Source organism: Escherichia sp. AM3, assembly GCF_032029835.1.
GTDB classification, from domain to species: Bacteria; Pseudomonadota; Gammaproteobacteria; order Enterobacterales; family Enterobacteriaceae; genus Escherichia; species Escherichia coli.
The window spans coordinates 1-286 of record NZ_JAVUPQ010000876.1 but is presented as its reverse complement, the minus strand read 5'-3'; the positions used below and the strand labels follow the sequence as shown (position 1 = coordinate 286).

General features: G+C 52.8%; 1 protein-coding gene. It reads left to right on the top strand.

Going from position 1 to position 286, the window contains the following annotated elements:
• The first annotated feature begins 164 nt into the window (after positions 1-164).
• Entirely contained in the window at positions 165-272 is a 108-nt protein-coding gene (locus tag RTW80_RS28825; protein ID WP_000170951.1) for a type I toxin-antitoxin system toxin Ldr family protein, read from the top strand.
• Positions 273-286: the final 14 nt, after the last annotated feature.

Sequence of the window (286 nt, the reverse complement as noted above, 5' to 3'; positions counted from 1 at the left end):
AGGCGCAATGTTGCGGGGGCTTTATCCCTGGTGGCATTGGTTGCTGGAAAGAGAAAACCCCCGCACGTTGAGAGGTACAACCTGACAACAGAACGGGGGCTAATCTTGAACCAGAACAATTCAAGAATAGCCGCAAAATGTTGTCATTACAACAAGGCGGCTATATGACGCTCGCGCAGTTTGCCATGATTTTCTGGGACGACCTGGCAGCACCGATCCTGGCGGGAATTATTACCGCAGCGATTGTCGGCTGGTGGCGTAACCGGAAGTAAGGTGAAAACGGGCG